This window comes from Fulvimarina manganoxydans, from assembly GCF_900176465.1.
Taxonomy (GTDB): domain Bacteria; phylum Pseudomonadota; class Alphaproteobacteria; order Rhizobiales; family Rhizobiaceae; genus Fulvimarina; species Fulvimarina manganoxydans.
In genome coordinates this window covers 265,490-291,695 of record NZ_FWXR01000001.1, presented here as the reverse complement: position 1 = coordinate 291,695, position 26,206 = coordinate 265,490, and the positions used below count along the sequence as shown (strand labels likewise).

Here is a 26,206-nt window from a genome sequence, read left to right as displayed (position 1 = left end):
AATGCACGCCATGAAGAAGAACGTTCTCATCGTCGGCGCCGGCGGCGTCGCGCAGGTGGTCGCCCATAAATGCGCCCGCAACAACGACCGTTTCGGCGCCATCCATATCGCCTCGCGCACGGTGGAGAAATGCGAGGCGATCGTCGCCTCGGTTCATGAGAAGAAGGCCATGAAGACCGACGGCGTTCTCAAGGCCCACGCTCTCGACGCCCTCGACATCGATGCGACGGTCCGTCTGATCGAAGAGACGGGGTCCGAGATCGTCATCAATGTCGGCTCGGCCTTCGTGAACATGTCGGTGCTCTCGGCCTGCATCCGAACTGGCGCTGCTTATATCGACACGGCGATCCACGAAGATCCCTTGAAGATCTGCGAGACGCCGCCCTGGTACGGCAATTACGAGTGGCGACGCCGAGAGGAGGTGGAGAAGGCCGGCATCACGGCGATCCTCGGCGCGGGTTTCGATCCGGGCGTCGTCAACGCCTATGCGCGGCTTGCCGAGGACGAATATCTCGACGAGATCACCTCGATCGATATCGTCGACGTCAATGCCGGCGACCACGGCAAATGGTTCTCGACAAATTTTGACCCGGAGATCAATTTCCGCGAGTTCACCGGCGTCGTCTATTCCTGGCAGAACGGCGCTTGGCAGACGAACAAGATGTTCGAGGTGCCCCGCGAATGGGATCTGCCGGTGGTGGGCAAGCGGCCGACCTATATGACCGGCCATGACGAAATCCATTCGCTCTCGGCCCGTTACCCGCAAGCCGATGTGCGCTTCTGGATGGGGTTCGGCGAGCGCTATGTCCAGGTCTTCACGGTCTTGAAGAATCTCGGCCTTCTCTCCGAACAGCCGGTAACGACCGCCGAGGGCCAGGAGGTCGTACCCCTGAAGGTGGTGAAGGCCTGCCTGCCGAACCCGGCCTCGCTCGCCCCGAATTACAAGGGCAAGACCTGCATCGGCGATCTCGTGAAAGGCAAGAAGAACGGCAAGGACCGCGAGGTCTTCATCTATAATGTGGCCGATCACGAGGACGCCTATCGCGAGGTCGGCAGCCAGGGCATTTCCTATACCGCCGGCGTGCCGCCGGTCGCGGCCGCGCTCCTCATCGCCGACGGCACCTGGGACGTGAAGAAGATGGTCAATGTGGAAGACCTGCCGCCGAAGCCCTTCTTGGGACTTCTGGCGGAGCTCGGCCTGCCCACATCGGTCCAGGTGAATGGCGAGGATCAGGCGCTCGATCTCGCCGCCTGAGCCGGCCCTCGACGCTCGAACACGAACCGGAAGCGGCGGGTCGCTGCCGCTTCCGCCTTTCCCTCAGGCGCACTTCCTGCTAGCGGCAAACCTCCCGACCGGCCCGAAGGAGGAGCGTCCGCCATGTATCTGTCCTGTGGCGATTCACTGTTCGATGTCTTTGCCGACCCGGAGACCGACGTCGCGACCATCGGACTGAAGGGCCGCGTCGGCGGCTCGCCGCTGAATGTGGCCTTGGGTCTTGCCCGCCTCGGCCATCAATCCTCCTTCTTCACCAAATTGTCCTCCGACATCTTCGGCAAGCGGCTCACCGGCTTCATGGATCGAGAGGCGATTGGCCGGGAATTCGCGATCCCGACCGACCGGCACACGACGCTCGCCATCGTCTCTTTGAGCGAGGCCGGCTCGGCGAGCTACGACTTCTATATCGAGGGCACGGCCGATCGCTCGATCGAGCCCGATGAAGTGCCGGCAAGCTTCCCTGACGAGCTTCTCGGCATTCACCTCGCCTCCTATTCGACGGTGACCGAGCCGACCGCCTCGGCGCTTGCAAAGCTCGCAAAGCAGGAATCGGGCCGTCGCTTCATTTCCTACGACCCCAATATCCGGGCCTCGATCGAGCCCGATCTCGATCTCTGGCGCGCCAAGGTTCGCGAACTCGTTCCCCTTTCCACTCTCGTCAAGGCGAGCGAAGAGGACCTCGAACAGCTCTATCCAGGACGTGCGATCGACGCAGTCTTGAGCGATTGGCTCGATCTCGGCGCGGAAGCGGCCGTCGTGACGCGCGGCGAGCATGGCGCGGTTGCCGCCTTGAAGAACGGCCTTCGCGCCGAGGCCGAGGGGCTGTCGGTCGCCGTCGTCGATACGGTTGGAGCCGGCGACACGTTTCAAGCCGCGTTGATCGCCTGGCTCATCGAAAATGGCCGTCTGTCGCGTGATGGTCTGCAATCGGCTGGCGCCGCAGACCTCGACGCGCTCCTTGCCTTCGCGATTCGCGCCGCCGCCGTTACCTGTTCGCGGCTCGGCGCCGATCTGCCGCGGCGGGCTGATCTTGGTCTTGCGGATCTCTGAGCGTCGAAGTCGCGTTTTTTGAGGGCGCCGATAACCCGAAGGGCAAAATGCCGCGAAAGGCGTCCTGCGCCGCTCTTGGCGGCATAGGATTCGCCAGTCGTGGCGAAGCCGCGGTGCGGAGATCGCAGGTTCTATCGGGTACGCCGGAACGGATGGGATTTTTTACCCGATCGGAGAAACGAACAGGCTTTACTCCTTGGAACGATTGTAAAGCTTGGGGAAGCGCGCATATGGTGTGCTCGGCGCCGTTCGGGGCCGTTGGTGGGTGTGCCCGCCCGGCCCGGCCGTGTTCAATGAACGAACTTCCTCGGGAGGAATCATGCGTAAACTGACCTATTTCGCCGCCGGCCTCGGCTTGGCTCTCTCCGTTTCGGCTCCGGCTCTCGCTCAGGATGCTGATGCCGGTGCGAAGGTCTTCAACCGCTGCAAGGCCTGCCATAAGGTCGGCGAAGGTGCCAAGAACGGCATTGGACCCGAGCTCAACGGCGTGTTCGGCGAGAAGCCGGGCGAGGTCGAGGGCTATAGCTTCTCGAATGCCTTCCAAGAGTGGGCCGCCGACAAGCCGGAATGGAACGACGAGCTGATGACCACTTGGCTCTCCGACCCGCGCGGGACGGTAAAGGGCACGAAGATGGCGTTCCCCGGCCTCAAGAAGGAAGAGGACCTGAAGAACGTCATCGCTTATCTGAAGACGTTCAACGAAGACGGCACGCAGGCTCAGTAAGAAGCCCTCTGCGACGTCATTTCATCGGCGCGGGCGATCGTCCCGCGCCGTTTGCGTTTGGAGAATCGGCGATTTTGGCGTCTTCGCCTGACTCCTCGGTCGCGGAGGTTTCAGGCGCCCGGCGGAGCCTTTTGATCATGGGCTCGATCTCGGGATAGAAATATCGGCGCCCCGGATAACCCTCGAGCCGCCCCACCTCGCGGCCTTCATCGTCGACGAGAACGAAGGTCGGCGTGAAGACGGCCGGCATCAGATCGTCATAGCCGCCGCGGCGATCCTCGAAGATATTGACGCGCCTCAGCGGCGCCGCCTGCCCGGCCTCGCTTCGCGGATAATCGGGCGCGATTTCTTCGTCGAATTTTCGGCAGAAAGGGCAGCCATCCTGCTCGAACATCAGGAGCTCGGCAGCCCGGGCCGAGATCGGAATGACCAGCAGGACGAGCGCGATCCATAAAGGCCTCATCAGACAGGCCCAGTCAGAGGGGCACTTGGCACCAGCCGTCACAAATCGTTGCGCCCCTATGCGGGTTTGATCGCTCATTGACGCATTATAGGCCCCGCGCCGGCAAAAGCGCAGGGCCTCGAAAATTTCCCAAAGTCGAGAGCGGAAGCGATCCACCCTCGCCCGGCTGTACTCAGGCGTAGACGTCCATCACGTCGGACAGAAGCTTGAGCGCCTCTTCCTTGGAGCGCTGGAAGGAGTTGCGGCCGATGATCGAGCCGTTGCCGCCGCCATCGCGGATGGCGCGCACTTCTTCGAGAAGCTCGGACGTGTTCTTCGCCGCGCCGCCCGAGAAGACGACGATGCGCTTGCCATTGAAGGAGGCCTGCATGATGTGCTTCACGCGCGCCGCCGCATCGTTGAGGTCGATCGGATATTTCTCGTAGGTCGACTTCGCCGCGTCGAGATCGATATGGCCGGAGGGCAGCTTCACCTTGATGATGGTGGCGCCGAGAAGCGCGGCCATATGCGCTGCATAGGCGATGATGTCGAGGCCGGTCTCGCCTTCCTTGGTGACCTTGCCGCCGCGCGGATAGGACCAGACCACCGAGATCAGGCCGCAGGACTTGGCCTTGTGGCTCAGCTCGCGCAGCTCCTCGATCATTTCATAGGAGTATTCGGCGCCCGGATAGATGGTGAAGCCGATGCCGACGCAGCCGAGCCGCATGGCGTCCTCCACCGTTCCCGTCAGGGCCTGGTCATTGCCGGACACCAGCGAATTTCCGGAATTGAGCTTCAGAATGAGCGGCACTTCGCCGGCAAAGGTGTCCGCGCCCTGCTCCAGAAGGCCGAGGGGGGCCGCATAACCGGAAACGCCCGATTCGATGGCGAGCTCATAGAGATAATGGGGGTCGTAGGCGACGGGATTGGGTGCGAAGGAGCGCGCCGGCCCATGTTCGAAGCCCTGATCGACCGGCAGAATGACAAGGCGGCCCGTGCCGGCAAGCCGGCCATGCATCAGGAGCCGGGAGAGGTTCGCCTTCAATCCTGGTGTCTCGCCTTCGTACCAGGAGAGAATATTGCGGACGGTTTCCGTTCTCAGCATGAAGCACTTTCCTTCAAAGCGGCCAAAGATGCCGGGGACAATGCCCCGCTGGGAGGTCTTTTGCCGGTCTCCTGATCCTGCGTCCAGCCATTGAGAAGGCGAGACCACCATTAAAATCGGTTAGACCAGAGCGCTCGCCGCCAAGTTCTTCGTTCGACCCTGGCAAAACTAAAAATCAACTTGATTGATGAATGGACGAGCGCCGAAATTCCTGCGATCGGCGGGACTTATGGAAGAGCGCTGGGTTTTATCCCACCCTGCCCAAGGGACCGTAAGGTCGACGGACCGACCCTCGGTCGATAGAATCATGCCCATACTCTGCCGCGCCGCTTGCGCCGCCTTCATGCATCACGATGCGGGTTGCCCTGCCGCGCATGGGCCTATCTATCCGATCGAGCGACGATCGAGCCGCATTCATCCAGAGGAGCCCTCATGAGACGACTCTTCGCCGCCGCCTTCGCGGCCCTCGCCATCCTATTTTCCGGCGCAGCCGGTGCGCAGACGCCGCCCGGCGTTCTTCTCGTCGGACAGATCGCCGAGCCAAAATCCCTCGATCCGCAAGCGGTGACGGCGAGCAACGATTTTCGGATCGTGGTCAATCTCTATGACGGGCTGGTGCGCTTCAAGAAGGGCACTTTGGAAGTGGAGCCGGCGCTCGCCACCGACTGGACGATCTCGGAGGACGGCACGCTCTACACCTTCAATCTGCGTGACGACGTGACCTTCCAGGACGGCACGCCCTTCAATGCCGATGCGGTCGTGTTCACCTTCGAGCGCATGCTGAAGGAGGATCATCCCTATCACGACACAGGGCCCTTCCCCCTCGCCTTCTTCTTCTCCCAGGTCGATACGGTGACAGCCAAGGACGAGCACACGGTCGAATTCAAGCTGAAGGAGCCGTTTGCGCCCTTCCTCTCCAATCTTGCTTATCCAACGGGCCTGATCGTCTCGCCGGAGGCTGTGAAGGAATATGGCCAGGACTTCGGCCGCCACCCGGTCGGCACCGGGGCCTTCGAATTCGAGGAGTGGGAGGCCAATCAGCGCGTCGTCGTCACCCGCAACGACGATTTCTGGGAGGGCGCGCCGCCCCTCGAAGCCATCGTCTTCCGTCCCGTGACGGACGCCAATACGCGCGTGGCCGAGATGCTGTCGGGCGGTCTCGACGTCATGGTCGAGGTCCCGCCGGACAGCCTTCAGACCTTCCGCGACGATCCGAGCTTCAAGGTCTATGAGGAGGCGGGCCCGCATTTGTGGTTCCTCATCCTCAACACCAAGAACGGCCCCTTCGCCGACAAGCGTGTGCGCCAGGCGGTCAATTACGCTATCGACAAGAAGGCACTGACTGAAAACGTCCTGCAGGGCACCGCCGACATCGCGGCCGGCCCGATTCCGCCAGCTTTCGCCTGGGCCAATGACGGCTCGGTCGAGCCCTATCCTTACGATCCCGACAAGGCGCGCGAGCTGATCAAGGAAGCGGGCGCGGAAGGGGCGGACCTCACCTTCTACGTCACCGAGGGCGGCTCTGGCATGCTCGATCCGGTGGCGATGGCAACCGCCATTCAGGCCGATCTCGCGAAAGTCGGCCTCAACGCCAAGATCGAGACCTATGAGTGGAACACCTTCCTGTCGAATGTGAATCCGGGCCTCGAAGGCAAGGCGGACATGGCCGAGATGGCCTGGATGACCAATGACCCGGACACCCTGCCCTTCCTCGCGCTGCGCAGCGATGCGATGCCCTCGGAAGGTGGCTTCAACTCCGGCTATTACTCCAATCCAGAGGTGGACAAGCTTCTCGACGAGGCCCGCCGGACGACCGATCAGGCCGAACGCGGGCGCCTCTATAATGAGGTGCAGAAGATCGTCCATGACGACGCGCCCTGGGCCTTCGTCGCCAATTGGAAGCAGAATGCGGTCGCCCGCGCCGAGGTGCAGAACTTCTCGCTCGAGCCGAGCTTCCTTCTGATCCTGAAGGATGTGAGCAAGGGATAGGCCGGATCTGTCGCAGTCCTGATCGTTACTCGCTCTGCGCTGCGCAGCGCGCTTGATCGCCGGCGATGGCGCAGGGCGAGAGGATGATGCGGCAAAACGAAGGCTTAGAACGCAATGACGATCCAGATTGATCGCATCTCCCCTTCGAACCTAGGATTTGAAATCTTTCTCTCTCGGTGATCGACAGCAATATCAGCCGCCCCATATGATCGATAGCCGGCTACATTCGATGAGCGATCCTCATGCCCGCATGAATGTCATTCGCAGCTGAAGCGAGGCGAGACACGAAATGACGAGTTGCGTGATCGATTCACCCAGGGCGGACCAATGACGACCATCATCCTCAAGCGCCTCCTCGCGGCCATACCCGTTCTCTTCGGCCTGTCGATCATCGTCTTCCTGATGATCGCCCTCATTCCCGGCGATCCGGCGACGGCGATCCTCGGCTCCTTCGCGACGCCCGAGAATGTCGCGGCCCTCAACGCCGATCTCGGCTTGGACAAATCCCTGCCCCAGCAATATCTCGCCTGGATCTCCGGTGTGCTGCAGGGCGATTTCGGCCGGTCCTACGCGCTCAATCGACCGGTCATCGACGAAGTTCTCGAACGCTTTCAGGCAACCCTGATCCTCGCCGGCGCCTCGCTTCTGCTGGCCTCGATCTTCGGCCTTCTCGCCGGCATCGTCTCGGCAGTCCGCCAGTTCGGCTTCGCCGACAAGGCGATCACCCTCTTCGTTCTCATCGGCATTTCCGTTCCTTCCTTCTGGCTGGGCCTCATCCTGATCTTCTTCTTCGCGGTGAAGATCCGGCTGTTTCCGGCGAGCGGTATGGAGGCGGTCTATGGCGGCGGCGGCTTCCTCGACATTCTCCATCATCTCGTCCTGCCGGCTGTCACGCTCGCCGTCGTCGCCACCGGCGTCATCGCCCGCCTGACCCGAACCGCGATGCTCGAAGTGCTGCGCCAAGACTTCATCCGCACCGCCCGCGCCAAAGGCCTTTCGGAGCGGCGGGTGATCTATGTCCATGCCTTCAAGGCCGCGCTCGTCTCGGTCATCCCGGTTATCGGCATCCAGGCCGGCTTCGTTCTCGGCGGCGCGGTCTATATCGAGACCGTTTTCCAATGGCCGGGCATCGGCGCGATGCTGGTCAACGCGATTTCCCAGCGCGACATCCTTCTCGTCCAGGGCGGCGTCCTCGTCGTCGCCGCATCCTATGTCCTGTTCAATCTGGCGGCGGACGTCCTCCAGGTGGTGATCGATCCGAGGCTGAAATGAGCGAGACGGCGATCGCATCCCCTTCCGAAGCACAGAAGAGCAAGGCGCGGCCGCGCCGACCCTCCGCCTTTGCACTTCTTCTCAACAATCGGCTGGCCGCCTTCGGCCTCGTGGTCCTCGTGCTCGTGGTTGCATCGGCGCTTCTCGCCCCGCTTCTGCCGCTCGCCGATCCGAACGCGACGGACCCGGCCAATCGCCTGGCGCCACCCTTGAGCGACGGCCATCTCCTCGGCACCGACGCGCTTGGACGCGATATGCTCTCGCGTCTTCTCTGGGGCACGCGCGTCTCGCTTGCCGTCGGCCTGTCGGCCTCGGTGATCGCCGCCTTTGCCGGATCGCTGATCGGCCTGATCGCCGGCTATGCGGGCGGGCGCACCGACCAGCTTCTGATGCGCTTCATCGATCTGATGATGGCCTTTCCCTACATCCTCCTCGCGCTCGCCATCGTCGCGGTTCTGGGCCCAGGCCTCATCAACGCGCTCTATGCGATCGCCATCGTCAACGTGCCCTTCTTTGCCCGTAATATTCGCGGCATCACGGTGGGCCTCGCAAGGCGTGAATTCGTCGATGCCGCGCGCCTCTCCGGCAAGGGCCCGGTCCGGATCGTCGCGAGCGAGATCCTGCCCAACGTCCTGCCGACCATCGTCATCACGCTGTCGACCACCGTCGGCTGGATGATCCTGGAGACGGCGGGCCTCTCCTTTCTCGGCCTCGGGGCCCAACCGCCCCAGGCCGATCTCGGCTCGATGCTGGGCGAAGGGCGCAAGGTGCTGTTCACGTCGCCCTTCGTCTCGCTCGTCCCGGGCCTGATGATCTTCCTCGTGGTCCTGTCGATCAATCTTCTCGGCGACGGCATTCGCGACGTCCTCGATCCCCGCCTCAAGGCCGGGGCGCTCGCGAAGCCTTCGGCCCGCACGGCGGTGGAAAAGAACCGCCGCTGGCCAGAGACGAAAAAGGATGAGACCTCGGACGCGGTGCTCGACGTGAAGGGGCTGGAAACCCAGTTCCGTATCGGCCGCAGCATTCATCGGGCCGTCGGCGGCGTCGACCTTTCAATCCGCCCGGGTGAATGTCTCGGCCTGATCGGCGAATCGGGCTCGGGCAAGTCGGTCACCGCCATGAGCCTCACCGGCCTCGTGCCCTCCCCGCCCGGCCGGATCACCGGCGGCAAGGTCCTCTTCGAAACCGACGATCTCCTTGCCGTCTCGGACAAAGAGCTTCGCGCTCTTCGCGGCGGTGCCGTCTCCTATGTCTTCCAGGACCCGCTCGCCACGCTCCATCCGCTCTTTCCGGTCGGCGATCAGATTGCCGAGGCGATCCGGGCCCATCAGCCTCTCGACCGGTCCGAAGCACGCGCCAAGGTACTCGATCTCATGCGCCAGGTTCGCATTCCCAATCCGGAAGCGCGGATGGAGGCCTATCCGCACGAACTCTCCGGTGGCCTGCGCCAGCGCATCTCCATCGCCATGGCGCTTGCCAACGATCCGAAGCTGATCATCGCCGACGAGCCGACGACGGCGCTCGACGTCACCGTCCAGGCCCAGGTTCTCAAATTGCTCGACGGCCTGCGCCGGGAGCGCGGAACGGCGGTGCTCTTCATCACCCATGATTTCGGTGTCGTCTCGGAAATCGCCGACCGCGTCGCGGTCATGTATGCCGGCCGCATCGTCGAGACCGGCCCGACCGCCGAGGTCATGGCCAATCCGGCTCATCCCTATACGCGCATGCTGATCGACTGCGTGCCCGTGATGGGCGAGCCCGAACGCCGGCTCGACGCCATTCCCGGCCGGCCGCCCCCCGTCGATGACCTGCCCGATGGCTGCGCCTTCGCCGATCGCTGTCCACGCGCGGCCGCCGACTGCCGCTCCGGCGACATCGCCATGCGCGACATTCGAGGCCGGATCGAAGCACGCTGCCTCCATCCACTTTCGCCCGGCGACGCTTTGCGAGGTGCCGCATGAGCGACATGCTCGAAATTCGCGATCTCACGCGCCGCTTCGGTGGCGGGCGGACGATCTTCGGAACGACGAAGCCGCAGCTGACCGCCGTGCGCGGGGTCTCGCTGGACCTCAAACGCGGCGAAACGCTCGGCATTGTCGGAGAATCGGGTTGCGGCAAGTCGACCCTCGCCCGCATGCTGGTCGGGCTCGACCGGCCGAGCGAGGGAGCGATCCGCCTCGACGGCAAGGACCTGACCGAAGGCGGCGCGAAGGCCCTCGCCGCCCGCGTCCAGTATGTCTTTCAGGACCCGGTTTCCTCGCTCAATCCGCGCCATACGATCCGTCAGATCCTCGAAGCGCCAATGAAGCATCTGCTTAGGCTGAACGGCTCGGAGCGCAAAAAGCGGCTCGCCGACCTTTGCGAGGCGGTCAATCTCAATCCGGATTTCCTGGTGCGCTATCCCCATGAATTCTCCGGTGGGCAGGCGCAGCGGATCGGGATCGCGCGAGCGCTCGCCGCCGAGCCGGACGTCGTGGTTCTCGACGAACCGGTCTCGGCGCTCGACGTCTCGGTCCAGGCCCAGGTGCTGAACCTTCTCGATCGGCTGAAGCGCGAGCGGGACCTCACCTATGTCTTCATCTCCCACGATCTGGCGGTGATCGAGAGCGTGGCGACCCGGGTCGCAGTCATGTATTTCGGCCGGGTGGTCGAGACGGCGCCTTCGCGAAAGCTCTTCGCCGCGCCCCTTCATCCCTATACCGATCTCCTCCTCAATTCCGCGCCGGTGCCGGGCAAGCAAAGGCTGAGAGCCGGCGGCGACACGGGCGAACTGCCCGATCCCTACAATCCGCCTTCAGGTTGTGCCTTTGCCGAGCGTTGCCCGCGCGTGGAAGAGGATTGCCGGCGCATCGATCCGCCCCTGGAGGCAAAGGCGCGCGGCGACGATCACCGCGCCGCCTGCCTGCATCCCTTGCCGGCGGATTGAGATCTCCGGGCCGCTCGTCAGGCCTTCGCGCCATCCCGTTCGAGGCGCCGGGCTTCCTGGGTTCGCCCGCCATAGCCCCAGGAGACCGACGGCACCTCACGCACGACCACATAGGTCGCCTCCGACAGGTTCGGCCCGAAAAGCTCGGCAAGCCGGCCATAGACGGCCGCAATGAAAGCCGCTTTCTCCGCCTCGCTATTGGTCCCAGCCGTCACAATCGCTTCCACATGGGCGGCGCTCATGCGGATCGTTCCCCCAACGGTCCAGTCGGCTCCTTCGACGCGCTCGATGAGGACCGAAGTCAGGTCCCGCACCTTGTGCATCGTCGATGCCATCTCGTCCAGAATGGTCGATCGCAGAGCTTCGATCGCCTTTACGGACAGGCTTTCGCCCGAATAGCGAACATGAATGAAGGGCATGGCGGCATCTCCCGCGTGATGGGCCAAGAAAAGCGCGGCCCGGGGAAGAGATGTGGCGAGGCGCGTCAGTTACCGCCAATTCATTCGGCGAATGCCGCCGATCAGTTCCTGTGATGCGAGACCAGCCCTCTCAGCCTATCGCCTCGGCGACATCGAGAATGCGCAGGCGGACGGCTTCCTTGCCGCGAAACCGATCGAGCGAGAGCGTGCCGGCCAGGTGAACCAGCCGGTCGCCGCGCGCCAGCAAGCGCTGTCCGATCTCGCTTTCGGCCTGTTTGAAGGCGATCCCGTCTGCCGTGCGGCCGTCCTTGCCCTGAAAGCTCACTTTCACATGGCCGTTGCCGACGACCGAAGCATAGGTGATTTTGTGGCCGGCGAGCGCGAAGACCGGCGTTTCATGGCCCTGACCAAAGGGGCCGGCCGCCTCGATCGAGCGATAGAGCTCCGTCTGAAGGCCGCCCGCCGTTACCGTGCCGTCCAGATGAAGCGCGGCACCAGCGCTCAAGGCCTCGACCTTTTCTCGGGCACGCTCCAGGAGAAAGGCGCGGAAATCGCCCAGTTGCGAGCGATCGATCGTCACGCCCGCCGCCATCTGATGCCCGCCGCCTTTGACAAGAAGGCCCTCCTCGACAGCGAGGCGGATGAGCCGCCCGATATCGACGCCCGGGATGGAGCGGCCGGAGCCGCTTCCCCGCCCATCAGGCCCGAACGCGATGGCGAAAGCCGGACGACGGAAGCGCTCCTTCAGACGTGCCGCGATGAGGCCGACAATGCCTGGGTGCCAATCGGCCGAGGCCGTGACGAGAACGGCGGGCGCATCACCCTCGCCAATCTCGGCGAGAACGGCAGCCTCGGCCTCGCGCAGCATCACCTGCTCCATCGCCTGACGTTCCTGGTTGAGGGCATCGAGCCGATCGGCCAGCGCGTCGGCCTCCGCGCCCTCGTCCAGGCAAAGAAGTCGGCTGCCAAGAGCCGCATCGCCGATGCGCCCGCCGGCATTGATGCGCGGCCCGAGGAGAAAGCCGAGATGATGGGCTTCGATCGGTCCCGACAGCCGGGCGACGCGGGCGAGCGCGGCAAGGCCCGCATTGTCCTGGCGGTGCATCATCTTCACGCCCTGGACGACGAAAGCCCGGTTGAGCCCGACGAGCGGGACCACATCGCAGACGGTGCCGAGGGCGACGAGATCGAGCCAAGCGAGGATATCGGGCAGATCGCGGTTCGACCGGCCGCGTCGGCGCAGTTCGCGGCTCGCCGCCACGAGCGTCATGAAGACGACACCGGCCGCGCAGAGATGGCCAAGACCCGAAACGTCGTCCTGACGATTGGGATTGACGAGGGCGTTCGCGCGCGGAAGCTCCACACCCGCCTGATGATGGTCGAGAACGACGATATCGGCGCCGGCTTTCCGCCCCGCCTCGATCGCCTCGATCCCCGCCGTCCCGCAATCGACCGTGACGACGAGGCTCGCCTCGTCGGCGAGTTCGCGCATGGCAGAGGGATTGGGCCCATAACCCTCTGTGATGCGGTCGGGAATATAGATGCGGGCGTCGATGCCGAAATGCTTCAGATAGCGCCACAGAAGCGCGGCCGAGGAGGCCCCGTCCACATCGTAATCGCCGAAAATTGCGACGCGTTCGCCCCGCCCACAGGCATCGGCGAGGCGAGAAGCCGCCGCATCCATATCGGTGAGGACGGAGGGGTCCGGCATCAGATCGCGCAGGCGCGGCTCCAGAAATCGCGCGGCCTCGTCCTCCTTGACCCCCCGCGCGGCAAGCACGCGCGCGACGATCTCGGAGAGCCCCTGTTTCTGGGTCATCGCCAGTGCGCGCGCCTCGCCACGATCGTCAAGCGCCGCTTGCCACCGCCGTCCGCCGAGCGAACGCTCGACGCCAAGAAATGCCCGTCCATGCTCCACCATGACGGCGTCAATAAGAGCCGATCAGGACAGGCGCAAGCGAGGAAGGGTCATAGGCAGGCATATCCAGTTCGACAACAATGCGTCGGCGCCAATTCTGCCAGCCCGATATATGCCTCTCGGCTCCGATCCAGGACTTAACTTACGATGGCTCGCTTACGCCAAGCACATGCCTTCAGAATATCCCAAGCAGTCCCCCACCGCCAGCGCTTCCCAATATACTCAGCGCGGCCGTGCCAGAGTTGGCGTCTGCGCTACCGTTTTCCAGATCGTAAAGCGCGAGGAAGCGATTGATGAACTTCTCCAGTTCCTTCGGATCCTTAAGTGACTCGATGTCGAGGCGCTTTTCGAGCATCCTCTTCTGCGTGTCGATCTCGGCCTGGCCACTTTCCGTCGGTAGGCCAAGAGCCGTCTGAACGACTTTCAACATCGCTGGATCGGCCAGAAATTCGTAATAATTCGAAACATCAGGCGCTTTCCGACGAAAATTGAGCGCCAATCTCACGCCTTCGTTTTCGGCACCCGCTTCTTCCTCCATCAACTGACGGAGATAGTTGTCCTGAGTCGTAACGAAATCAGCACCCGTCTGCACACCGCCGGCGTCCCGGGAAATACTGCCATCCGACTCAAACGCGAAAGCCAAGGCGAACTTAACATACCGCTTATCGCCGAGGGTGTTAACATAGCTTTCTTTATCAAACGCATCGCTAGTGACGATCTTACGCAATTCTTCAGCACTTATTTTTTCCTCTTCAAGTCCGAAAGCGGGCTTTGCATAATCGATCACGGTTGTGTTTTTGAGAAAATCATCGATCGTGACGATCTTTGCCAATTCAGTGCGATAGGAATTAGCCGCCTCGGCGATTGCTTCGCGATCGCTCTCCGTTGCGTTCTCGGTCAGCTTAGCTCGCGAATAAAGCTCAATCGTCTCGGCCTGATTGGTGTTCGTCTGCACGGCTCGCTGGGTCGTCACCCGGCCACGGTCGTCGAAATTGAAGGCGCCGGCCAGACGGGTGTAGCGATCATCCCGCAAACTTCGAGCATAGGACCGCGGGTCACTGGGATCGCTCTGAAGCACTTTCAAGATCTTCAGCTTATCCTCGGACGCAGGATCGAGATCCAAAGCCTCCAAAACGTAGTTGTAAAGCGCCTCGTTCCCGATGACGTCATTCGCCGTTTTCACGGACGAAATACTACCCTTAAATGAAGATGTCGCTATTTTGTCGTCGAACTCAGTGCCCTTCGCGTAATTCTTTAGATAGGCGTTCGTGAGCTCTTGCGTCTGGCCGGCTGTCTGTGCCGGCTCGCCTGGAAGCACGTTGCCGTCAGCGTCGAATTTGAACAGATCGCGAAGCGTGGTGTAGCCGAGCTTACGGGCCTTTTGCTCAGCCGTCTCGTCCGGAAGCAGGGCCAGCGGATTATCGGGATCGTCTGGATCGCTAACCAAGATGTTGGCAGCAAAGGATGCTGACTCGATGGAGGGATCCAGCCCGACACTCGTCATTACGACCTTAAACAGTCGCTGATCGCTGAGTAGATCGCTTACATTCGTCAGAGATGGGAGCTTCTCCTCGTAATATTTGACATCATAGGAAGCGGCGGCTGGACTACTGTCTAGATCCTGCCTTTTAAACCAAACTGAAATGAAGTTGTTTGCTTTCAGCGTATCCATGACACCTCCAGCGGGGGCAGCGCCATCGGCTTCGAAGGTGAACATTTTGCGAAGAAGAAGATGAGGTCCAATTCCATCAGCCTCTTCTTCAGCCAGGATTGGAGCTTGCCCTGTAAGCACCTCACGAATGAAACTCTTTGAAGCGAATTTCTTCTCAATGCCGACGGCATCAAGCGACATCGAATAGAGCAAATCATTTGCCAGGAACTGATCGACATCTTCGATCTTGCCGATCGAGTCCATGAAGGTCTTCGCGTTCGATGAAACGGCTGCGGCCTGACGAACACGATGTTCCGAATAAGCGTCAACGATGGCGTCGGTCTGATAGGTGGTCTGCGCGACCGGCTCGCTCTTAGTTGCAGCAAAGGTGAACGCGTTGGCGAGGTCGCGATAGGCCTCGTCTGCCAATCTATTGGCGAGGCTCTTGGGATCGCTCAGATCGCTTTGCAGCACCTTCTTGATGAGTGCGCGCGAGTCGATCTGGTCGCCCAGCCCATAGGCCTTCATCGCGTAGGAGTAGAGCCGGTAATCGTCCATGAACTCGTCGACGGACGACACCTTGCCGATATTTTCTCGGTAATATTCGGCCTCACGCTTGGCGACAGGGTCCGATGCGATCCGATCCAGCGTCCGCGTCATGTCGCGCGTATAGAGCTGGTAGTTCAGGAAGGTCGACAACATCGGACGGCTCCATCACGCGAAAGCGCGCGGCCATCGTCGCCGCCCGCCGCTTCTCATTCTTGCGATCTATGGCAGCAAAATCTGATGTAGGGCTTAACGAGCTGGGAAGAATTGAAGAGAGGCGAGCGATTCGGTTCGATCTGCGTTGCCTGTTTCACCACTCTTGAGCGACGGGCTCGACGCGTGCTTCCGGATCGCGCTCGTAGGATTGGATCGACGCCTTCAAGGTCGCATATTCGGAACAACCGTCCTCGAAGTCGCCATCGGAGACGGTCAGGGCCACGCGGCGGCATTCGTCGCCGAGCCTCAAGAGAAGGATCTTTGCATCGCGTAGCCGGCCGAGATCGAGATAGGCTTCGCCGAGATATTCCATCGCTCCGCGATGATGGGGATTGATCGAAAGAGCGCGCCCATAGGCATCGAGCGCCCGCTCGTGATTGCCGCTCTTGCGCAACGAGAAGCCGAGCAGAGACCAGGCATTGTCGTGATGGGGGCGGCGCTCGACGACCTTCGAGAAGGCGGTGATCGCAGCGGGCCAGTCTTCCTCGCGAAAGGCTTCCATCCCGTCGGCATAGTCGCCGTCGCCGGAGCGGACGGTGGGGCTCATCTCGCCGGAAAAGACGGCGAGTGCGGAACCGGCCGTCCCGGCGGCGACGCCTGACGCCAAAACCAGAATGCTGAGCGAGCGCGCAAACGCCTTCATCGGCCCCTCCTCCCGAAAAGCGATCCATGCGAAGCTTCACGAAGTTTCGCCGTCCCTGGTCACCCTGTCCACAGGGGGCGCGCGGCTGTGATGATTGGTCTCACGGGGATCGCGACGCCTTCGATCCGTTTTCATTGCGCGAGAGCGCTCTTCAAACCTTTGTCCCTGGGCCTGAGCGGTGCTAACAGGCGTCTCGACGCTTGATTTCGATGGAAAGACATCGCTCCATGACCCTTGAGCCCGCGATCACCCCGGACCTCGTCGCCGCCCATGGCCTCAAACCGGACGAATATGAGCGCGTCCTCGCGCTCATCGGCCGCGAACCGACGCTCACCGAACTCGGCATCTTCTCGGCCATGTGGAACGAGCATTGTTCCTACAAGTCGTCCAAGCGCTGGCTGAGGACATTGCCGACGAAAGGCGAGCGGGTCATCCAGGGGCCGGGCGAGAATGCCGGCGTCGTCGATATCGGCGACGGGCTTTGCGTGGTCTTCAAGATGGAGAGCCACAACCATCCATCCTATATCGAGCCCTATCAGGGCGCAGCGACGGGCGTTGGCGGCATCCTTCGCGATGTCTTCACCATGGGCGCGCGCCCCATCGCGGCGATGAACGCGCTGCGCTTCGGCGAGCCGGATCATCCCAAGACCCGCCATCTCGTCGCCGGTGTCGTCGCCGGCGTCGGCGGTTATGGCAACTCCTTCGGCGTGCCGACTGTCGGCGGCGAGGTCAATTTCCACAAGCGCTACAACGGAAATTGCCTGGTCAACGCCTTTGCGGCCGGTCTCGCCAAGACCGACGCCATCTTCTACTCGAAAGCCGAAGGCGTCGGCCTGCCGGTCGTCTATCTCGGCGCCAAGACCGGCCGCGACGGCGTCGGCGGCGCGACCATGGCCTCGGCCGAATTTGACGAGACCATCGAGGAGAAGCGCCCGACCGTCCAGGTCGGCGACCCCTTCACCGAAAAATGCCTGCTCGAAGCCTGTCTCGAACTCATGCAGACCGGCGCCGTCATCGCCATCCAGGACATGGGCGCGGCGGGCCTGACCTGCTCGGCGGTTGAAATGGGCGCCAAGGGCGATCTCGGCATCGAGCTCGATCTCGATACCGTGCCGGTGCGCGAGGCGAAGATGACCGCCTATGAGATGATGCTCTCGGAAAGTCAGGAGCGAATGCTCATGGTTCTGCGCCCGGACAAGCGCGAGGAAGCGGAGGCTCTCTTTGTGAAATGGGGCCTCGACTTCGCGATCGTCGGGCGCACCACAGACGACAAGCGCTTCCGCATTCTCTGGGAAGGCCGGGAAGTCGCGAACCTGCCGATCAAGGAACTGGGCGACGAGGCGCCGGAATATGACCGCCCCTGGACCGCGCCCGAATCGAGGCCTGAGATCCAGGCCGAGGAGATCGGCGAGCCGGCCGATTATGGCGAGGCGCTCGTCAAGCTCCTGGGCTCCCCCGACCTTTCCTCCCGCCGCTGGGTCTTCGAGCAATATGACACGCTGATCCAGGGCAACAGCCTCCAGCGGCCCGGGGGCGATGCCGGCGTCGTGCGCGTCGATGGGCACCCGACGAAGGCGCTCGCCTTCTCGTCCGACGTCACCCCGCGCTATTGCGATGCCGACCCCTATCGCGGCGGGGCTCAGGCGGTTGCCGAATGCTGGCGCAATCTGACCGCCGTCGGCGCCGAGCCGCTGGCAGCGACCGACAATCTTAATTTCGGCAATCCGGAAAAGCCGGAGCTGATGGGCGTCTTCGTCAAGGCGATCGAAGGCATCGGCGCGGCCTGTTCGGCGCTCGCCTTCCCGATCGTCTCGGGCAATGTCTCGCTTTACAACGAGACCTTCGGCCAGGCGATCCTGCCGACCCCCACCATTGGCGGCGTCGGGCTCATTGAGGATCGCACCAAGACTGCTGGCATCGGCCGCATCGCGGAGGGCGATGTCCTTGTCCTCGTCGGCGGCGACGGCACCCATCTCGGCGCCTCCGTTTTCTTGCGCGAGATCGAAGGCCGTGAGGAAGGCGCGCCGCCGCCGGTCGACCTTGATAAGGAGAAGCGCCACGGCGATTTCGTTCGCGGCCTCATCCGTCGGGGGACCGTCGAGGGCTGCCATGATCTCTCCGATGGCGGGCTCGCCATCGCGCTCGCGGAAATGAGCATGGCGTCAGGCCTCGGCATGCGCGTGTCCGTCGGGGACGGCCCCGCCCATGCCCGGCTTTTCGGCGAGGATCAGGCCCGCTACGTCATCGCCCTCAAGGCCGGCGACATGGACGCCGTCGAGGCAGCGGCCAAAGCCGAAGGCGTGCCCCTCCGCAAACTCGGCACCGTCGGCGGCGAGCGTTTTAATGTCGAAGGCTTGATCAATCGCCCCGTCGCCGATCTGACGCGCGCCCATGAAAGCTGGTTCCCGGCCTTCATGTCCGGCGAGATCATCGAGCCGGCCGCCGCAGCCTGAGATAGCCTCGCATGACTTGGCGAGCACGCTCGATTGCGGATCGGGCGTGCGACGCCTATCTTCGACCAAACGAGACCAAGAAAACTGGGGAGAGCTGACACGATGCCGATGAATGCCACCGACATCGAACGCATGATCAAGGAGGCCATCCCCGATGCGTCGGTGACGATCCGCGATCTGGCGGGCGACGGCGACCACTATGCCGCCGAGATCGTCTCCGAGAGCTTTCGGGGCAAGTCGCGTGTGCAGCAGCACCAGATGGTCTATAAGGCTCTTCAAGGGAATATGGGCGGCGAACTCCACGCGCTCGCGCTGCAGACGAGTGCCCCGGCAAGCTGAATGGCGCGTTGAAAGCTGAGCTTTCGAAGAAGACCTCGGTCAGGTTATGATTTCACATCTGGACGTGTGATCCATTCGAAGCGAGGTGACACCCATGACGGACGAAGTCGGCAATCTGGTTCTCGAACAGCTTCGCATTATGCGTGGCGAGATCAACGACCTCAGGAGCGAGATGAATTCCCGCTTCGATGTGGTGAACGAACGGCTTGATTCGCTTGAAAACGCCGTCTCCGGAATTGCCTATTTCCTGGCTGAGACACGGGGCGGGCTCATCTCCCACGATGCGCGGATCGCCAAATTGGAACAGGCCTGAAGGCCTTTATCGGCCGACGCGAAACAGCCGGCCAGCGGCTTTCAGGCTGACGAGAAAAGGATCGATGACATGAGCGGAATTCAGGACTGGATCGACAACGAAGTGAAGACGAACGACGTCGTGGTCTTCATGAAGGGCACGCCGGCTTTCCCGCAATGCGGCTTTTCCGGACAGGTCGTGCAGATCCTCGACTATCTAGGTGTCGAATATAAGGGCGTGAACGTGCTCACTTCCGACGATCTCCGCCAGGGGATTAAGGAATATGGCGACTGGCCGACCATTCCCCAGATCTATGTGAAGGGCGAGTTCGTCGGCGGCTGCGATATCATGCGGGAGATGTTCCAGGCCGGTGAGTTGAAGGGTTTCTTCGAAGAGCACGGGATCGCAACGGCCGCGCCGGCCGCCGCGAACGGCTGATTTCTTTCCCGACCATCGGATTGGCGACAAGATCGGCTTCAGCGCTTATGGACCGGTCGAGCGTCGCATTCTTCAAGGGCCCGCCTCGCCGCGGGCCTTTGTCGTTGAATAGCCGTTGACGCAATGTTGTGGCGGGCAACGTCGGTAAGGGCTTGCGTTTTTCGCACCTGCGAACAATTAACAGACGTTACAGCATTGGATCGATCGCGCGTCAGCCGCGTCCTTCCTGTTCGATGCGACCTCTCATATGACCTGTAGCGTCTGCCGGTGTCCGCGCACGGCATGGCGCTTGGGAAACCAGTGAAAGCCGAATCATGTCCGACGCGTCGCCGCATGCCGAAACGCGAGGCCTTCCCTATTGGGAGCTCGTCACCCTGATCGCCAGCCTGATGGCGCTGAACGCGGCTGCCATCGACATCTTCATTCCGGCCCTCCAGGATATCGGCACGGCCCTTGGCGTCTCCGACGAGAATCAACGCCAACTCGTCATCACGGCCTATCTTCTCGGCTTCGGTGGCGCACAGCTTCTGTTCGGCCCTCTGTCGGACCGCTTCGGACGACGGCCCATCCTCCTCGCCGGTCTTGCGATCTATATCGTGACCGCCCTCGTCTCGACCTTCGTGCCGAGCTTCGAGGTCCTGTTGGCGCTTCGAGCCATTCAGGGGATCGGCGCGGCGGCGACGCGCGTCATCGCGATCTCGGTCGTGCGCGACTGCTTTGGCGGGCGACGCATGGCGAGCGTCATGTCGCTTGTCATGATGGTGTTCATGGCGATCCCGGTCATCGCGCCCAACATCGGCCAAGGCATCATGCTGTTCGGCACCTGGCGCGAAATCTTCATCGTCGTCGGTCTGTTCGCGATCGCTGTCGGCATCTGGGCCTATGTTCGGTTGCCTGAAACGCTGCATCCGAAAGATAAGCGTGAGCTGACCGGTAAGCGGATTTTCGAAGCGTTCCGAATCGTGCTCACCAACCGCGTCGCCTTCGGCTACACGGTCGCGACATCGCTGATCTTCGGCGTCCTGTTCGGCTTCATCAATCAGGCCGAACAGATCTATACGCAGACCTACGGTCTCGGCCCCTATTTCACTCTCGTCTTCTCGCTGACGGCGGTGTTCATGGCGCTCGCCTCCTTCCTCAATTCGAGGCTGGTGGAGCGCTTCGGCATGCGGCGCCTCTCACATACGGCGCTGCTCGCCTTTCTAGGGCTCGCCCTCTTTCATGGGGTCGTCGCTTATCAGCTGGGCGGGGCGACGCCGATCTGGTTCTTCGTGCCGGTCATGACGATCAACTTCTGTCTGTTCGGCTTCATCGGGACGAATTTCAACTCGCTCGCCATGGACCCGCTCGGCCATGTGGCGGGCACGGCCTCCTCGGTCCTCGGCTTCATGCAGACCTTCGGCGGCGGGCTCTTCGGCGCCGTTCTCGGCTCCTTCTATGACGGTTCGATCGTGCCGCTGCTGATCGGCTTTGCGATCCTCGCCACGCTTTCGACGATCTGCGCCACCCTGGCCGACGGTTCGCTCTTCCAGCGGCGTCATCGGCGGCGCGGCACGGAGATCGTCAAGGACGAAGCGGCCGAGTGATCGGATAAACCAGCGGCGCGCGAACCGGATTGTTCGCGCGCCACTGCACTCTGTCTCACTATTCCGATTTAAGGCCCCGAAAGACGCCCGCCTAAAGGCTCAGCCGGTCTTCTTCAGAAGCCAATTAGATCATGTACTGGCCGCCATTGGCCGAAAGGGTCGATCCGGTGATGAAGCCGGCATCGTCGGAGGCCAGGAAGACGACGCAGCGGGCGATCTCCTCGGCCTCGCCAAGGCGCCCAACCGGGATCTGCGGCAGGATGACCTCATTCATCACCTTGTCTGGAATGGTGCTCATCATCTCGGTGTTGATATAGCCGGGGCAGACCACGTTCACCGTGATGCCTTTGCGGGCGCCTTCTTGGGCGAGCGCCTTGGTGAAGCCGATATCGCCGGCCTTGGCAGCCGCGTAATTGGCCTGAGCGAACTGCCCCTTCTGGCCGTTGATCGACGAGATCGAGATGATGCGGCCGAAATTGCGCTCGCGCATGCCGTCCCAGACCGGACGCGTCATGTTGAAAAGGCCCGACAGATTGGTGTCGATCACCTCTTTCCACTGCTCGGCGGTCATCTTATGGAAGGGCGCGTCGCGGGTGATGCCGGCATTGTTGACCAGAATCTCGACCGGTCCGAGCTCGCTCTCGACCTTCTTAATGCCTTCCGAGCAGGACTCGAAGGAGCCGACATCCCATTTATAGACGGCTATACCCGTTGCCTCCTTGAAGGCATTCGCCTTCTCGTCATTGCCGGCATAGGTGGCCGCCACCGTATGGCCGGCCTCCTTGAGCGCCTTCGAGATGGCGGCGCCGATGCCGCGGGTTCCGCCGGTGACGATGGCGATACGTCCCATGAAGATTGTCCTCCGCTTGAACTGCCCGGATAGGGGTCCGAGTTTCGCTCCGGACGGGCATCCGGTGCCTTGGTCTGTCAGGCTCGATGATCCGGCAGCGGGGAGCCACCTTGCAATCGTCTTGCCCCGTTACGCCGCGCTTTGCTCGAAATGGCATTCGAACCGCCCAACGGCATGCGGGAAACGGTAGGGCCGAGATGACCGGCTGACTAGACCGAGTGCATTGCACCATCGTTCTTAGCCAGGAAATTTTCCGCATCGGCCTCCCCAGCCGCCCAGGTCGCCTCGATTTTCTGGCGGTCCGTGAAGTCGATCTTGTCAGCCGGAACGGCCTCCGACGGCTGGACGTAAAGGCGCCGCGCGTCGTTCGGCAGGTTGCGGAAACGTCGCGTGAGGAGAATCAGCGTTCGCCCAATATCGGGTTTGGGCATCGGCGCCTTCGAGGTCATGCCGCCATCGATGACCTTCCGCCCTTTCCACCCTTCCACATTGAAGACCGGCGGGATGACGGCCGCGCAGCAGATCAGGTCCACGAGCTTGCCCTCCCGCGCGGCTTGGCGCGCATCGACGAGCGTCTTATCGGCCCCGAGCTTTTCGGGATATTCCACATGCGGCGTCGAGCGGAGAGCAAGATCGACGAGATAGGCCGCCATCATCGGGAAGGTCGACCATTTTGGCCATGTCTCCGTCGGCGGATGGGCGATCAGGACCTGGAAGGACGGGCCTTCGGCGATCGCCTGGATCGCGTCGCGATCCAGAACCTCGCTCACGACTTCACGATAAATGCGTTGATGGGGCGTCAGCCCGTCTTCCTGAAGCTCGTTCAAGGATTGGCTGACATTGGCGTCGAGATCCTCGAAGGCGGCTCCCATTACGCTGAGGAGCTTGTCCTCGCGCCGGCCGATGAAACAGGCAGCAGAGAGCGCGCCGCCGGACGCACCGGTCACGCGAACGGGATCCAGGCGCAGCGGATCGCAGGCGACCTTCAGAAAGCCGCCATGCCAGAAACAGCGCGTGCCGCCGCCCGAGAAGACAAGCTGTTCAAAGGCCGGCCTTTGGGCAGCGCGATCAAGGCCCTGAGCGATGATATCGTCATCCATGAATCATCATGCCATGGTCCCCTTAAAACGGAGAAAGCCGCCAAGCGGCGGCTTTCCGAGGTCGTTTAACGTTCAATCGACAAAAGCTTACATCGCCTCGAAGCACATGGCGACGCCCATGCCGCCGCCGATGCAAAGGGTGGCAAGGCCCTTCTTGGCGCCGCGGCGCTGCATTTCGAACAGAAGCGTGTTGAGGATGCGATTGCCCGACGCGCCGACCGGATGGCCGATCGCGATCGCGCCGCCATTGACGTTGACGATGTCCGGGTTCCAGCCGAGATCCTTGTTCACCGCGCAGGCCTGGGCGGCGAAGGCCTCGTTCGCTTCCACGAGATCGAGATCGTCGACCGACCAGCCGGCCTTTTTCAGCGCCTTGCGCGAGGCCGGGATCGGGCCGGTGCCCATGATCGCCGGATCGACGCCGGCGGTCGCCCAGGAGACGATGCGCACCATCGGCGTGATGCCGCGCTTCGCCGCCTCGGACTCTTTCATCAAGACGACGGCCGAACCGCCATCATTGATGCCCGACGCATTGCCGGCCGTCACCGTGCCTTCCTTGTCGAAAGCCGGGCGCAGCTTGCCGATCTTCTCGGCGGTGACGTCGTATTTGATATATTCGTCCTTATCGACGACGGTGTCGCCCTTGCGGCCCTTCACGGTGAAGGGGACGATCTCGTCCTGGAACTTGCCGGCTTCCTGCGCTGCCTGGGCCTTGTTCTGTGATTTTGCGGCGAACTCATCCTGGGTCTCGCGCGTCAGCTGCCACTGGCGAGCGACGTTCTCTGCCGTGTTGCCCATATGGTAGCCATTGAAGGCATCCATCAGGCCGTCCTTCAGCATGGTGTCGATGAGCTTCAAATCACCCATCTTCTGGCCCGCTCGCAGATGCTGCGCATGAGGGGCGAGGGACATGGATTCCTGGCCGCCGGCGACGATGATGTCGGCGTCTCCCAGCGCGATCTGCTGCATGCCGATGGCCACCGTGCGAAGACCCGAGCCGCAAAGCTGGTTCAGCCCCCAGGCGGTCGTCTCCTTCGGGCAACCGGCCATCATGGCGGCCTGGCGCGCCGGGTTCTGCCCCTGCGCGGCGGTCAGGATCTGGCCCATGATCACCTCGTCGACCTCGCTCGGATCGACCTTGGCGCGAGACAGGGCTTCCTTGATCGCCGCCGCGCCTAGCTCGTGAGCCGGAACGGTCGCGAAGGCGCCGTTGAAGGCGCCGACGGCGGTGCGGGCCGCGCCTGCGATGACGATCGATTCGGTGTTGCTCATGATGCCCTTCCCTAGATCTTCGTTATCGTTTCCCGGTTGCTGGCGCGAATATGGAAGACCCGCAACCCTCGGGAAGGGATTTGGACGCTTCCCCTCGGGGAAGTCAAATCGCACCCGATGCGACATCACTGGCTGATTGCGCAGGGAAAGCAGGCATCGGCACCCGGATTAAGCCCCCTCGCCTTCACCGGCTTGTCTTGGCCGAAGAATTCGGTTTGGAATGCACCGCAAACTGTGCCACTCCTGATGCTGCGCAGCGCAATAAGATCCAACGACGATGCTGCGCCTCACCGTTCTCGTTCTGCTCTGGGAGGCGAAAGCATGGCCAAGAACAGCGACGTCACCGTCATCAAGAAATATGCCAACCGTCGGCTCTATAATACCGGGACGAGCACCTATGTGACGCTCGAAAATCTCGCCACCATGGTCAAGAACAACGAGGAATTCGTCGTTCAGGATGCCAAGACCGGCGAAGACATCACCCATGCTGTTCTGACCCAGATCATCTTCGAGCAGGAGAACAAGGGCGGCCAGACCTTGATGCCGATCTCCTTTCTGCGCCAGCTTATCCGCTTTTACGGCGACCAGATGCAGATGGTGGTGCCGAGCTATCTCGAACAGTCCATGAGCGCTTTCGCCAAAGAGCAGGAAGTCTTTCGCGAGACCATGACCAAGACCATGGGCAAGACGCCGATCGAGCTTATGGAAGCCCAGGTGCGCCGCAACACCGAAATGTTCCGCCAGGCGATGACGATGTTCAATCCTTTTGTCGCGGGCGGCACCATGCCCCGCGATTCGCAGGAGGCTCCGTCCCCCCATCAGGCGGGCGGGCGCGAGAGCGACGAGTTGGATGCCATGCGCCGCCAGCTCGCGGCCATGGAAAAGCGGCTCGAAGCCCTTGACCACAAGAAGGACGAGTAGGCGACAAGGACTCGGTCACTCGAGCCAACAGAGTCTGAGAGGGGAAGCCGGGTATCGAACGCCCGGCTTTCCTCGGCTTGTCAGGCCGCCAAATTCCGCTGTCTGTGACAGACTTATAACTCGCGCTCGAAAATGATGACGGGATCGCCTTGATAGGCCGTATCTGTGAGACGTCGCATACCGAGCTTCTCGGCAATGCGGATCGAGGACGGATTGTCGGGTGAGATGAAGCAGGTCGCGCGTCGACCGGAAAACCTCCTGCTGCCCCAAGCAAACAGAGCTTGAGCGGCCTCGCCGGCAAAGCCGCGCCCCTGATGATCCGGATGGATCAACCAACCGGCTTCGAGCGTGCCCGCGATGGATGGAACGATCTCGCGCCGTGCCTCCTGAAAACCGATCTGCCCGATCGGTTCGCCGGTTTCCTTGAGGCGCATCATGAAATAGCCGAAGCCGAAGAAGCTCCAACAGCCTTCCGCCTTCAGGAAGCGCTCGAACAAGCGCTCCGACGTGAAGCCTCCCGGCGCGATGTGGCGAAGAACCTCGGGATGAGACCAGAGGGTCGCATAGGCCTCGAAGTCATCGAGCCGTGCACGCTGAAGGAGAAGGCGTTCGCTCGATAGGGACACAGGCTGCATGGGGAATGGCTCACTGAAAAAGGGCCAATGTCCTTCGACATCAGCCCCCTCATTCGTCTCGATGGTCAACGGAGCGCAGAATCGACCTTATCGTCAATTCATCCTCGTCGCCGATCGCGTGGAGCGCTGCTCCAGCCGCCAGC

At 62.2% G+C, this 26,206-nt stretch carries 23 protein-coding genes; 13 read left to right on the top strand and 10 right to left on the bottom strand.

Annotation, left to right across the window (positions count from 1 at the left end):
- The first annotated feature begins 10 nt into the window (after positions 1-10).
- The 3 genes from B9A15_RS01340 to B9A15_RS01330 all read left to right on the top strand — a co-directional run bounded on the left by B9A15_RS01340 (position 11) and on the right by B9A15_RS01330 (position 3,050).
- The gene (locus tag B9A15_RS01340; protein ID WP_084408425.1) at positions 11-1,255 is read left to right on the top strand and encodes a saccharopine dehydrogenase family protein; all 1,245 of its coding nucleotides are present in this window, start codon (positions 11-13) and stop codon (positions 1,253-1,255) included.
- A gap of 123 nt (positions 1,256-1,378) precedes the next feature.
- A complete protein-coding gene (locus tag B9A15_RS01335) occupies positions 1,379-2,326 on the top strand; it encodes a carbohydrate kinase family protein (RefSeq protein ID WP_084408156.1) in 948 nt (315 codons plus the stop codon).
- Positions 2,327-2,645: 319 nt separating this feature from the next.
- Positions 2,646-3,050 carry a c-type cytochrome gene (locus B9A15_RS01330; protein WP_084408155.1) on the top strand — a complete coding sequence of 135 codons (405 nt, stop codon included), beginning with the start codon at positions 2,646-2,648 and terminating at the stop codon, positions 3,048-3,050.
- A gap of 16 nt (positions 3,051-3,066) precedes the next feature.
- Here the strand turns inward: B9A15_RS01330 and B9A15_RS01325 are convergent, their stop codons facing one another.
- The gene (locus B9A15_RS01325; protein ID WP_210190460.1) at positions 3,067-3,513 is read right to left on the bottom strand and encodes a thioredoxin family protein; all 447 of its coding nucleotides are present in this window, start codon (positions 3,511-3,513) and stop codon (positions 3,067-3,069) included.
- 172 nt (positions 3,514-3,685) lie between these two features.
- The gene (locus B9A15_RS01320) at positions 3,686-4,597 is read right to left on the bottom strand and encodes a class I fructose-bisphosphate aldolase (RefSeq protein WP_084408154.1); all 912 of its coding nucleotides are present in this window, start codon (positions 4,595-4,597) and stop codon (positions 3,686-3,688) included.
- Between the two features lie 432 nt (positions 4,598-5,029).
- Here B9A15_RS01320 and B9A15_RS01315 point away from each other — a divergent pair, with 432 nt between their 5' ends.
- From B9A15_RS01315 to B9A15_RS01300, 4 genes are all read left to right on the top strand, one after another.
- Positions 5,030-6,586, top strand: a complete 1,557-nt coding sequence (locus B9A15_RS01315; protein ID WP_084408153.1) for an ABC transporter substrate-binding protein — start codon at positions 5,030-5,032, stop codon at positions 6,584-6,586.
- A 327-nt stretch (positions 6,587-6,913) separates the two neighbouring features.
- A complete protein-coding gene (locus B9A15_RS01310) occupies positions 6,914-7,858 on the top strand; it encodes an ABC transporter permease (RefSeq protein ID WP_084408152.1) in 945 nt (314 codons plus the stop codon).
- On the top strand, positions 7,855-9,819 hold the full coding sequence (locus B9A15_RS01305) for a dipeptide/oligopeptide/nickel ABC transporter permease/ATP-binding protein (RefSeq protein WP_084408151.1): 1,965 nt from the start codon (positions 7,855-7,857) through the stop codon (positions 9,817-9,819). The genes B9A15_RS01310 and B9A15_RS01305 overlap by 4 nt, the downstream gene beginning before the upstream one ends.
- Positions 9,816-10,784, top strand: coding sequence for an ABC transporter ATP-binding protein (locus B9A15_RS01300; protein ID WP_084408149.1), 969 nt, complete (start codon positions 9,816-9,818; stop codon positions 10,782-10,784). The genes B9A15_RS01305 and B9A15_RS01300 overlap by 4 nt, the downstream gene beginning before the upstream one ends.
- 17 nt (positions 10,785-10,801) lie before the next feature.
- Here the strand turns inward: B9A15_RS01300 and B9A15_RS01295 are convergent, their stop codons facing one another.
- The 4 genes from B9A15_RS01295 to B9A15_RS01280 form a co-directional block, all read right to left on the bottom strand.
- On the bottom strand, positions 10,802-11,203 hold the full coding sequence (locus B9A15_RS01295; protein WP_084408147.1) for a tautomerase family protein: 402 nt from the start codon (positions 11,201-11,203) through the stop codon (positions 10,802-10,804).
- A gap of 130 nt (positions 11,204-11,333) precedes the next feature.
- Positions 11,334-13,124 carry a single-stranded-DNA-specific exonuclease RecJ gene (recJ, locus tag B9A15_RS01290; RefSeq protein ID WP_084408145.1) on the bottom strand — a complete coding sequence of 597 codons (1,791 nt, stop codon included), beginning with the start codon at positions 13,122-13,124 and terminating at the stop codon, positions 11,334-11,336.
- Positions 13,125-13,296: 172 nt separating this feature from the next.
- Positions 13,297-15,474 (bottom strand): DUF1217 domain-containing protein, encoded by a 2,178-nt coding sequence (locus B9A15_RS01285; protein WP_084408143.1) that lies wholly within the window; start codon positions 15,472-15,474, stop codon positions 13,297-13,299.
- 154 nt (positions 15,475-15,628) lie between these two features.
- A complete protein-coding gene (locus tag B9A15_RS01280; RefSeq protein ID WP_084408141.1) occupies positions 15,629-16,177 on the bottom strand; it encodes a tetratricopeptide repeat protein in 549 nt (182 codons plus the stop codon).
- A 209-nt stretch (positions 16,178-16,386) separates the two neighbouring features.
- Between B9A15_RS01280 and purL the strand changes: the two genes are divergently transcribed.
- From purL to B9A15_RS01255, 5 genes are all read left to right on the top strand, one after another.
- Positions 16,387-18,630, top strand: a complete 2,244-nt coding sequence (gene purL, locus B9A15_RS01275) for a phosphoribosylformylglycinamidine synthase subunit PurL (RefSeq protein ID WP_425292940.1) — start codon at positions 16,387-16,389, stop codon at positions 18,628-18,630.
- 102 nt (positions 18,631-18,732) lie between these two features.
- Positions 18,733-18,969 carry a BolA family protein gene (locus B9A15_RS01270; protein ID WP_084408138.1) on the top strand — a complete coding sequence of 79 codons (237 nt, stop codon included), beginning with the start codon at positions 18,733-18,735 and terminating at the stop codon, positions 18,967-18,969.
- Positions 18,970-19,063: 94 nt separating this feature from the next.
- A complete protein-coding gene (locus tag B9A15_RS01265; RefSeq protein WP_084408136.1) occupies positions 19,064-19,282 on the top strand; it encodes a hypothetical protein in 219 nt (72 codons plus the stop codon).
- A 69-nt stretch (positions 19,283-19,351) separates the two neighbouring features.
- Positions 19,352-19,699 (top strand): Grx4 family monothiol glutaredoxin, encoded by a 348-nt coding sequence (gene grxD / locus B9A15_RS01260; protein WP_084408134.1) that lies wholly within the window; start codon positions 19,352-19,354, stop codon positions 19,697-19,699.
- Positions 19,700-20,013: 314 nt separating this feature from the next.
- Positions 20,014-21,285: a multidrug effflux MFS transporter gene (locus tag B9A15_RS01255; protein WP_084408132.1), complete on the top strand. Its 1,272-nt coding sequence runs from the start codon at positions 20,014-20,016 to the stop codon at positions 21,283-21,285.
- A gap of 124 nt (positions 21,286-21,409) precedes the next feature.
- On the opposite strand, the gene phbB is transcribed toward B9A15_RS01255, so the two are convergent.
- The 3 genes from phbB to B9A15_RS01240 form a co-directional block, all read right to left on the bottom strand.
- Positions 21,410-22,135: an acetoacetyl-CoA reductase gene (gene phbB, locus B9A15_RS01250; protein ID WP_084408130.1), complete on the bottom strand. Its 726-nt coding sequence runs from the start codon at positions 22,133-22,135 to the stop codon at positions 21,410-21,412.
- A 209-nt stretch (positions 22,136-22,344) separates the two neighbouring features.
- A complete protein-coding gene (locus B9A15_RS01245) occupies positions 22,345-23,235 on the bottom strand; it encodes a patatin-like phospholipase family protein (RefSeq protein WP_084408128.1) in 891 nt (296 codons plus the stop codon).
- An 87-nt stretch (positions 23,236-23,322) separates the two neighbouring features.
- Positions 23,323-24,507, bottom strand: coding sequence for an acetyl-CoA C-acetyltransferase (locus B9A15_RS01240; RefSeq protein ID WP_084408126.1), 1,185 nt, complete (start codon positions 24,505-24,507; stop codon positions 23,323-23,325).
- Positions 24,508-24,828: 321 nt separating this feature from the next.
- Here B9A15_RS01240 and phaR point away from each other — a divergent pair, with 321 nt between their 5' ends.
- Positions 24,829-25,428: a polyhydroxyalkanoate synthesis repressor PhaR gene (gene phaR, locus B9A15_RS01235; protein ID WP_084408125.1), complete on the top strand. Its 600-nt coding sequence runs from the start codon at positions 24,829-24,831 to the stop codon at positions 25,426-25,428.
- Positions 25,429-25,541: 113 nt separating this feature from the next.
- Here the strand turns inward: phaR and B9A15_RS01230 are convergent, their stop codons facing one another.
- Positions 25,542-26,063, bottom strand: coding sequence for a GNAT family N-acetyltransferase (locus B9A15_RS01230; RefSeq protein WP_084408123.1), 522 nt, complete (start codon positions 26,061-26,063; stop codon positions 25,542-25,544).
- Positions 26,064-26,206: the final 143 nt, after the last annotated feature.